The following is a 7,963-nucleotide window of genomic DNA, read 5'->3' as shown; positions in this document are numbered from 1 at the left end:
CGCGGACCGCAAGCCGGGAATCCTCGTCCCTTTAGAGCGAGGAGGATGTCAACGCCGGTATCTTCTGCGCTCGCATTCCTTGCGGCGCTTCTCGTCGACGGCGGGCCGGATGATCTTGCGCTCCGCGACTGTCAGCACCCCGGCGACGATCAGGAGCGGCATGACCACCCATATCGGCCAGAAGTACTGCGTGTTGCCGCCCGTCAAGGCCAGCACGAACGCCCAGACGCCGATGTTGATGCCGATCGGGATCGAGACCCCCGCCCACAGCCATTTGATCCACGGCGGGGTCGGGTCGGCACCGGGTTCCTGCGTCTCGATGATCGCCTGGTAGGCCGGCAGGTCGAACAGCACCTCCTCGGCGTCGCCGACGGTCTTCGCCTCCATGACGGTGCTGACGCGCTCCTCGTACTCCTCCAACGTCAGGTACCCCTTGTCCACGGAGGCCCTGAGCAGCTCGGACAGCGCGTTGCGATCGGCGTCGCCGATCCGCACGCCGCGGTCGCGAAAGTGTTCTAGAGAGGACATGGTCGAGTGCTCCTCGCAGGGTAGGGGTTCAATCGATGTCGCCGGTGAGCCACTGGGCCAGGACGATCGCGGTCAGGATGCCGACGGGCCAGATGGGCCAGTAATAGGTGAACTCACCGGCCGAGATCGACGAGATCGCCCAGATCGCGGTGAGCGGCAGCCCGATCCAGATGAGGCCGTGGAGCGAGGGGGGCACACCGCGGGGCTTGGACTCGGCCTGCCCGGTGTCACCGGCGGGCCGCAGTTCCTTGCCCCGTTCGATCGGGAGGTCGTCGAACACCAGGTCGAGCTCGGCGTTCGTCTTCGACTCGTAGACCGCCCGCGAACGGTCGTCGAATTCGGACAGATCCAGGCGACCCTCGTCAAGGGCTCTTCTGAGGTGGGCAACAGCTTCGTTTCGATCGGCGTTCGAGATCCGAAGCTTTCCTCGGTCTTCACTCACTTCATCAGTATGTCATTACAGGACGGTCGTCCTAGGACGGCGTTCAGCGGCTCCGCCCAAGGCCCCACTGCATGCATGCGGCGACAGCGAGACCGATGATCGGCCAGATCGGCCAGAAGTACAGCAATTCGCCTGAGGCGACCGACGAGATCGCCCAGATCGCGGTCGTGATGCAGCCGACGAAGATCAGGGCGCGAAGCGCCGAGGGCGGCCCATGGCCGCCGTGGACGCGTTCCTGGATCGCCGCCTCGCGTTCGGCGCGCTCCTCGGGCGTCAGATCGATCGTGTGGACCGACTTGTCGTCGGACCGGTCGAAGGGCAGGTCGTCGAAGATCAGGTCCAGCTCGGCGTTCGTCTTCGCCTCGTAAGCGGCCTTGGCTCGCTCGTCGAACTCGCCGAGCTCGATCCGGCCTTCGTCGAGCGCTTGCTGCAGCTGCTCGACGGCCCTGTCCCGGTCGTCGTTCGAGATGCGCAGCTTGCCTTGGTCGTCGGTCACAAGGCCATTATGGCATCGGACGTCACTGGTCGCGAGCGACGCTCGCGGCGAGCTCGCCCAGCTGCTCCACGCCGCCGTCTGGAGCGGTCAGGACCCACACGCCGTCGCCGCACAGCGCGATCGTGTGCTCGGTGTGGGCGGCGACCGAGCCGTCGTCGGTGACGATCGTCCACGCGTCGTCGAGCTCGGCCGTGTCCGGCGCGCCGAGCGTGATCATCGGCTCGATGGCCAGCGCCATGCCCGCGCGCAGCTTCGGGCCGTCGTTCGCGGGCCCGTAGTTGAGGATGTGCGGGTCCTGGTGCATCTCGGTGCCTATGCCGTGCCCGCCGAAACCGGTGACGATCCCGTAGTCGCCGGCGGCCTCCACGGCTCGCTCGACGGCGTTGGAGATCCCACCGAGGCGCTTGGCCGTCGCCGCGGCCCGGATGCCGGCCCACATCGACGCCTCGCAGGCTTCGCGAAGCGCGGTCAGCTCGGGGGCGACCTGGCCGATCTCGATGGTGATGGCGGCGTCGCCGTGCCAGCCGTCGAGGATCGCGCCGACGTCGACCGAGACCATGTCGCCTTCGGCCAGCACGGCCTTCTCGCTGGGGATGGCATGGACGACCTGCTCGTTGACCGAGGAGCAGATCGAGGCGGGGTAGGGGCCGAAGCCGATGTCGTAGCCCTTGAACGACGGGACGGCGCCGCAGGATCGGATGACTTCCTCGGCGACCCGGTCGAGTTCCGCCGTCGACACGCCTGGCTTGGCGTTGTCGCGCATGGCCTGATGCACCTCGGCGACGACGAGCCCGGCAGCGCGCATCTTGGCGATCTGCTCGGGGGTCTTGTACTGGATGCTCTGGCGGCGACGGCGGAACACGGGGCTACTCCGCCGCGTGGGCGCGGATAGCGGACATGGCTCGTCCGGTGATGGTCCCGACTTCGCCGATCGCGTCGATGCGGACGAGCTTGCCGCGCTCTGCGTAGTAGCCGACGATCGGGGCGGTCTGCTCGGCGTAGACCTTGAGGCGGTTCTTGATCGTCTCGGGCTGGTCGTCGGTGCGCTGGTACAGGTCGTCGGAGTCGGGATCTTCGGGCGGGTCGAATTCGAGGTGGTAGACCTTGCCGGTCGACTTGGAGACGCGCCGGCCCGACAGGCGGCGGACCACCTCGTCGTCGTCGACGGTCAGTTCGAGGGCGAGGTCGAGGGCGTGCCCTAGTCCTTCGAGAAGGCGGTCGAGGACCTCGGCCTGCTCGGTGTTGCGGGGGTAGCCGTCGAGCAGGAAGCCGCCTTGGGCGTCGTCCTGAGCGAGTCGGTCGGCGACCATCTTGTTGGTGACCTCGTCTGGCACGAGGTCACCGGCGTCCATGTAGCGCTTGGCCTCAAGGCCGAGCTCGGTGCCGCCGGAGACGTTGGCGCGGAAGATGTCGCCGGTGGAGATCTTGGGGACGCCGAGTTCGGCGGCGATGATCTCCGCCTGGGTTCCCTTGCCGGCCCCGGGCGGGCCAACCAATACCAGTCGCAAGTGTGCTCCTCCCCCTGCTTAACGCAGGAAGCCCTCGTAGTGGCGCTGCATCAGCTGGGACTCGATCTGCTTGACCGACTCCAGGCCGACTCCGACCATGATCAGCACCGAGGTGCCGCCGAACGGGAACTGAGCGAACAGCTGGTCGTTACCGAACGCGATGATGGCCAGGTTGGGAAGAATAGCGATCGTGGCGAGGTAGATCGAGCCCGGGAAGGTCAGGCGTGACAGGACTCGCTGCAAGTAGGTGGCGGTGGGGTTGCCGGGCCGTACGCCCGGGATGAAGCCGCCTGCCTTCTTCATGTTCTCGGCGACGTCGTCGACCTTGAACGTGATCGACACGTAGAAGTACGTGAAGAAGACGATCAGCGCCGTGTAGACGAGGATGTACACCCACGAGCCCTGGTCGATCAGGTAGCGGTCGATGAAGTTGGTCCACCACGAGTCGGTGCTCTGGTTGAGCTGGAGGAACAGCGTCGGGATGTACAGCAGCGAGGAGCCGAAGATGACCGGGATGATGCCGGCCTGGTTGACCTTGAGGGGGATGTAGGTGGAGGTGCCGCCGTACATGCGCCGCCCCACCATCTTCTTGGCGTACTGCACCGGGATGCGCCGCTGCGACTGCTCGATGAAGACGACCGCGACCATGATCGCGATGCCGACGGCGAGGATGGTCGAGAACATGAACCAGCCCTCGGACTGCTGGAGTCCCCAGAACTGGCCGGGCATCTGCGCGGCGATCGAGGCGAAGATCATCAGGCTCATGCCGTTGCCGACGCCGTGCTCGGTGATCTGCTCGCCGAACCACATGATCATGGCGGTGCCGGCGACCATGACGGCCACGACAGTGACGACCGAGAGCCAGTACGGCGTCCCCACCTCGCTGTTCGTGGACAGGTCGGGGAGGATGGGCTGCGCGCACTCCTGGCCGAACAGGATGCCCGAGCGGGCCAGCGCGATGTAGGCGGAGGCCTGGAGCAGCCCCAGTCCCAGCGTCAGGTACCTCGTGTACTGGGTGATCTTGGTCTGACCGGGCTGTCCCTCTTTGCGCAGCTGTTCGAGGCGCGGAATCACGACGGTCAGCAGCTGCATGATGATGGAGGCGGTGATGTAGGGCATCACGCCGAGCGCGAACACCGACAGCTGCAGCAGCGCGCCGCCGGTGAACAGGTTCAACAGACCGAACACGCCCGATTGATCATCAGGTGCGGCATCCAGGCAGCTCTGCACTGCGGCGTAGTCCACGCCGGGGCTCGGCATCTGAGCACCAAGACGATACAGCGCGATGATCATCAAGGTGAACAGGATCTTCTTGCGCAGATCCGGAGTCCGGAACGCGCTGATGAAGGCGGAGAGCAAAGCAGTTCCTCCTGAACAAGCCCCATGGAGGGGCCTCCCGGCAGGGCCGCTGGATACGGGGCCTGACGTGGTAACCAGTGGGCGTGTTTATGTTCCAAGCGAGGCGTCCACACGCCGAGGTAGACGGTGGTCCTCGCTACGGGAGCCTAGCAGGCGCTTCCAGACGCAGAGTATTCGGCATTCACCATGACGAAACGGGCCGGAGTTCCCTCCGGCCCGTTCCACCGATCAGTTGTTCGGCCGCTCGTCGGCTATTCGCCGATCGCTTCGCCTGTCTTCTTGTCCACCACGGTGGTCGTGCCGCCGGCGGCGGTGACCTTGGTGGTGGCCGAGGCGGAGAAGGCGTGGGCCTTCAGGGCGAACTTGACGCCTTCGACCTCGCCGGAACCGAGGACCTTGATGTGCTCCTTCTTGTTGAGCACACCTGCCTCGATGAGCTGCTCCGGTCCGACCTCGCCGCCGTCGGGGAAGAGCTCGACGAGACGGTCGAGGTTCACCACCTGGTAGACGGCCTTGTTGTGCGGCTTGAAGCCCTTGAGCTTCGGCAGACGCACCTGGAGCGGCATCTGGCCGCCCTCGAAGCCGGCCTTGACGTTCTTGCGGGCCTTGGTGCCCTTGGTGCCGCGGCCGGCGGTCTTGCCCTTCGAGCCCTCACCGCGACCGACGCGGGTCCGGGCCTTCTTCGCGCCGGGAGCCGGCTGCAGGTCATGAATGCGGATCGCCATGACTACTCGACCTCCTCGACTTCGACCAGGTGACGGACGCTGTGGACCATGCCGCGGAATTCCGGACGGTCGTCCTTGATGACCGACTGGCGGATCTTCCGCAGACCGAGGGTCTGCATGGTCGCCCGCTGCTTCGGCTTGGTGCCGATGACGGACTTGACCTGGGTGATCTTCAAACGTGCCATGAGTTCTCGATCCCCCTTACGCCTGCGCGGCCTGGGCGGCCTCGGCGCGGGCGCGCAGCAGGCCGTGAGGAGCGATGTCCTCCAGCGGCATGCCGCGGCGGGCCGCGACGGCCTCCGGGCTTTCGAGCTGCTTGAGCGCGGCCACCGTCGCGTGGACGATGTTGATCGCGTTCGAGGAGCCGAGCGACTTGGACAGGATGTCGTGGACGCCGGCGCACTCGAGGACGGCGCGGACCGGGCCGCCCGCGATGACGCCGGTACCGGCGGAGGCGGGCTTGAGCAGCACCTGGCCGGCGGCGTCGGAGCCCATGACCTCGTGCGGGATGGTCCCGCCGATGCGCGGGACCTCGAAGAAGGCCTTCTTGGCCTCTTCGACGCCCTTGGCGATCGCCGCGGGGACTTCCTTGGCCTTGCCGTAGCCGACGCCGACCTTGCCTTCACCGTCGCCGACGACGACGAGAGCGGTGAACGCGAAGCGGCGGCCGCCCTTGACGACCTTGGCTACACGGTTGATGGTGACGACGCGCTCGATGTGCGGGGACTTCTCCGCACGGTCGCGGCCGCGTCCGTCACGGCCGCCGCGACCGCCGCGACCGCCACGTCCGCCGCGGTCACCGCCGTCCCTGCCGCCTTGTTGCTGTTGATCAGCCACGAGACTGATTCCTTTCACTGCTAAACGCCGGCCCTGGAGCCGACTCGCTTCGAATGTCCGGGCCTCTCGGGCCCGGTGGATCGCCGCGCCTGAGCGCAACTTCTCGATTATGCCTGCTCAGGCCTAGTGAGCCCAACACCGGGGTCGATGTGAGGCAGCGGACACAGCGAACCGCCGCCGGTGCTGCCACCGGCGGCGGTTCGGCGGAGAAGGCTACGGCTTGCCGGGTATCGACCAGAGCTGGTGCGGGGCGCCGTCGCACTCGCCTTGGACGATGGCGACCCCGTCTGCGTACAGGGGGCCCTCGATCTGGAGGCACAGGCCGCTGTGCATGGCGACGACCTGGTACACGTCACCGACCGGGTCGAGCTTGAACCGCTGATTGGAGCCGTTCCAGCAGCCCCACTGGCCGACCGGCGCGCCGACCTCGGTCGACTGGTCGAACACGTCTACGCACTTGCCGGTGGCGGTGTTGGCGATGGAGCCGACCTCGGAGCCCGGGTAGACCGGGTCGAAGCTGAACGCCTGCGGCTCCCCGCCCCAGCAACCCCACTGGTGGAGCACGGTGCCGTTGTCTGCGGTGCCTCCGGGGACGTCCAGGCACCTGCCGGAGCCTTCGTTGACGAACGTGGTGCCCCACGGGCTCCCGTCGTCGCCTCCGGGGAGTCCTTCGACGGTGCCGGCGGCGGTGTCGATGCTCAGCTGCGCATACCAGTCCATGGTGACGCTGGTGGGGGTGGGGAATTCGAGCGGGAGCCACACGTACTGGCTGTCGTTGGGCGTGCCGCCCCACTGGGGTCCCCAGCGGTCGCCCATGTGCATGTAGTCGGTTCCGGCGCTGCCGCTGATCTCGGCGACGTAGGTGGTCTGGGAGCCGAAGGTGGTGGAGTCGCCGACGTTCTGCCAGTCGGACCAGGGGCCTTCGGGGAAGTTCTCGGTGGTGGCGTACTGCTGCTGGTTGGCGTTCCAGCCGGAGGCGCCGGAGGTGACCAGGAAGTGGACGCCGTCCCGCTCGAAGACGGCCGGTGCCTCGCGGTGGTCGCCCTCGAAGACGTGGACCAGTTCGTCTATGCCGAGGAAGTCGTCGGTGAGCCGGTAGATGTGCAGGTCGTAGTTCGACCGGGCGGCGGAGATGAGGTAGCCGGTGCCGTCGTCGTCGACGTAGACGGTCTGGTCGCGCGACTCGTGGCCGAGGGGACGGAATGCGCCCTGGTAGACGTAGTCGCCGTCGACGGTGTCGGAGACGGCCACGGCCACTTCGGCGTCGATGTAGTCCGAGCCGTTCTCCTTGTGGGCCCACATGACGTAGTGGTCGTGCTCGGCGTTGTACACGACCTTCGGCCGTTCGATGTTGGCCGGGTCGAGGTCTGGATCGGAGTTCCTGGTGAGGATGTCGTTCGCGTGCGTCCAGTTGACCAGGTCGGTGGAGGAGTACATGGATACGGCGTTGAACAGGAATCCGTCGTCGACTCGGTTCTCGCCGACCATGTAGTAAGTGTCGTCGACCTCGAGGATGCCGCCGCCGTGGGCGTGCATGAGGGTGCCGTCGGTGGTGGTGATCTGGGATCCGTTGTCGAATATTGCGGCGTCCTGGGGTGTCGGGCCCTGGGCCTGTGCCGCCGCTGCGGAGGTGCCCGCGGCGATGGCTATCCCGGCCGCGCTCGCGAGGGCGAGCGCGCGGTTCTTCGATCTCCTGGCTGGTGACATCGACGTCTCCTTCTGGGGAATTTGATCGAACAATGTCGATATTCCCACGGGAACCAACGGCTGTAAACACTCTTCCTCCAACGGTTTGAAGAACTTCATTGCGTCGGCTCCGCCCACTCAGGGCGCGAGCCTTCACCGCTTTGCGCCCGAATTGCCCTACAGGCGGCTATGGCAACCGACTCCGGCCACCGAACGAGACGCTGCCCGGCTTGGATGGCTTGGGCTGGGGGCTGGAAGGCGTGGGGAGCCCGGAAATGGCCCTTGGGCGGTTGGCGGGATGCTGGTGTGTGGATGGTCGATCTGCGCCAAGGGCGGCAGCGACGAAGGCGTGAGTGGATGGGCGGGCTCAGTCTCCGGGCGT

General features: G+C 66.6%; 10 protein-coding genes. All 10 read right to left on the bottom strand.

Annotation, left to right across the window (positions count from 1 at the left end; all coding sequences use genetic code 11):
• Window positions 1–48: 48 nt before the first annotated feature.
• The gene (locus tag L0U85_RS19995; RefSeq protein WP_241379533.1) at window positions 49–528 is read right to left on the bottom strand and encodes a DUF1707 domain-containing protein; all 480 of its coding nucleotides are present in this window, start codon (window positions 526–528) and stop codon (window positions 49–51) included.
• Between the two features lie 28 nt (window positions 529–556).
• Window positions 557–970, bottom strand: coding sequence for a DUF1707 domain-containing protein (locus L0U85_RS19990; protein ID WP_241379532.1), 414 nt, complete (start codon window positions 968–970; stop codon window positions 557–559).
• A 43-nt stretch (window positions 971–1,013) separates the two neighbouring features.
• Window positions 1,014–1,466: a DUF1707 domain-containing protein gene (locus L0U85_RS19985; protein ID WP_241379531.1), complete on the bottom strand. Its 453-nt coding sequence runs from the start codon at window positions 1,464–1,466 to the stop codon at window positions 1,014–1,016.
• A 22-nt stretch (window positions 1,467–1,488) separates the two neighbouring features.
• Entirely contained in the window at window positions 1,489–2,328 is an 840-nt protein-coding gene (map, locus tag L0U85_RS19980) for a type I methionyl aminopeptidase (RefSeq protein WP_241379530.1), read from the bottom strand.
• 4 nt (window positions 2,329–2,332) lie between these two features.
• On the bottom strand, window positions 2,333–2,974 hold the full coding sequence (locus L0U85_RS19975) for an adenylate kinase (protein WP_241379529.1): 642 nt from the start codon (window positions 2,972–2,974) through the stop codon (window positions 2,333–2,335).
• 18 nt (window positions 2,975–2,992) lie between these two features.
• Entirely contained in the window at window positions 2,993–4,333 is a 1,341-nt protein-coding gene (secY, locus tag L0U85_RS19970; RefSeq protein ID WP_241379528.1) for a preprotein translocase subunit SecY, read from the bottom strand.
• Between the two features lie 251 nt (window positions 4,334–4,584).
• A complete protein-coding gene (rplO, locus tag L0U85_RS19965) occupies window positions 4,585–5,058 on the bottom strand; it encodes a 50S ribosomal protein L15 (RefSeq protein WP_277606102.1) in 474 nt (157 codons plus the stop codon).
• A gap of 2 nt (window positions 5,059–5,060) precedes the next feature.
• Window positions 5,061–5,243, bottom strand: a complete 183-nt coding sequence (rpmD, locus tag L0U85_RS19960) for a 50S ribosomal protein L30 (RefSeq protein ID WP_241379527.1) — start codon at window positions 5,241–5,243, stop codon at window positions 5,061–5,063.
• A 16-nt stretch (window positions 5,244–5,259) separates the two neighbouring features.
• Window positions 5,260–5,895, bottom strand: a complete 636-nt coding sequence (gene rpsE / locus L0U85_RS19955; RefSeq protein ID WP_347177491.1) for a 30S ribosomal protein S5 — start codon at window positions 5,893–5,895, stop codon at window positions 5,260–5,262.
• Between the two features lie 213 nt (window positions 5,896–6,108).
• Complete coding sequence (locus tag L0U85_RS19950; RefSeq protein WP_241379526.1) at window positions 6,109–7,602, bottom strand: RICIN domain-containing protein; 1,494 nt, start codon at window positions 7,600–7,602, stop codon at window positions 6,109–6,111.
• Window positions 7,603–7,963 lie beyond the last annotated feature (361 nt).

Source organism: Glycomyces sp. L485, from assembly GCF_022548875.1.
GTDB lineage: Bacteria > Actinomycetota > Actinomycetes > Mycobacteriales > Micromonosporaceae > Glycomyces.
The sequence above is the reverse complement of the archived record's forward strand: the minus strand, read 5'-3'. Positions and strand labels throughout refer to the sequence as shown.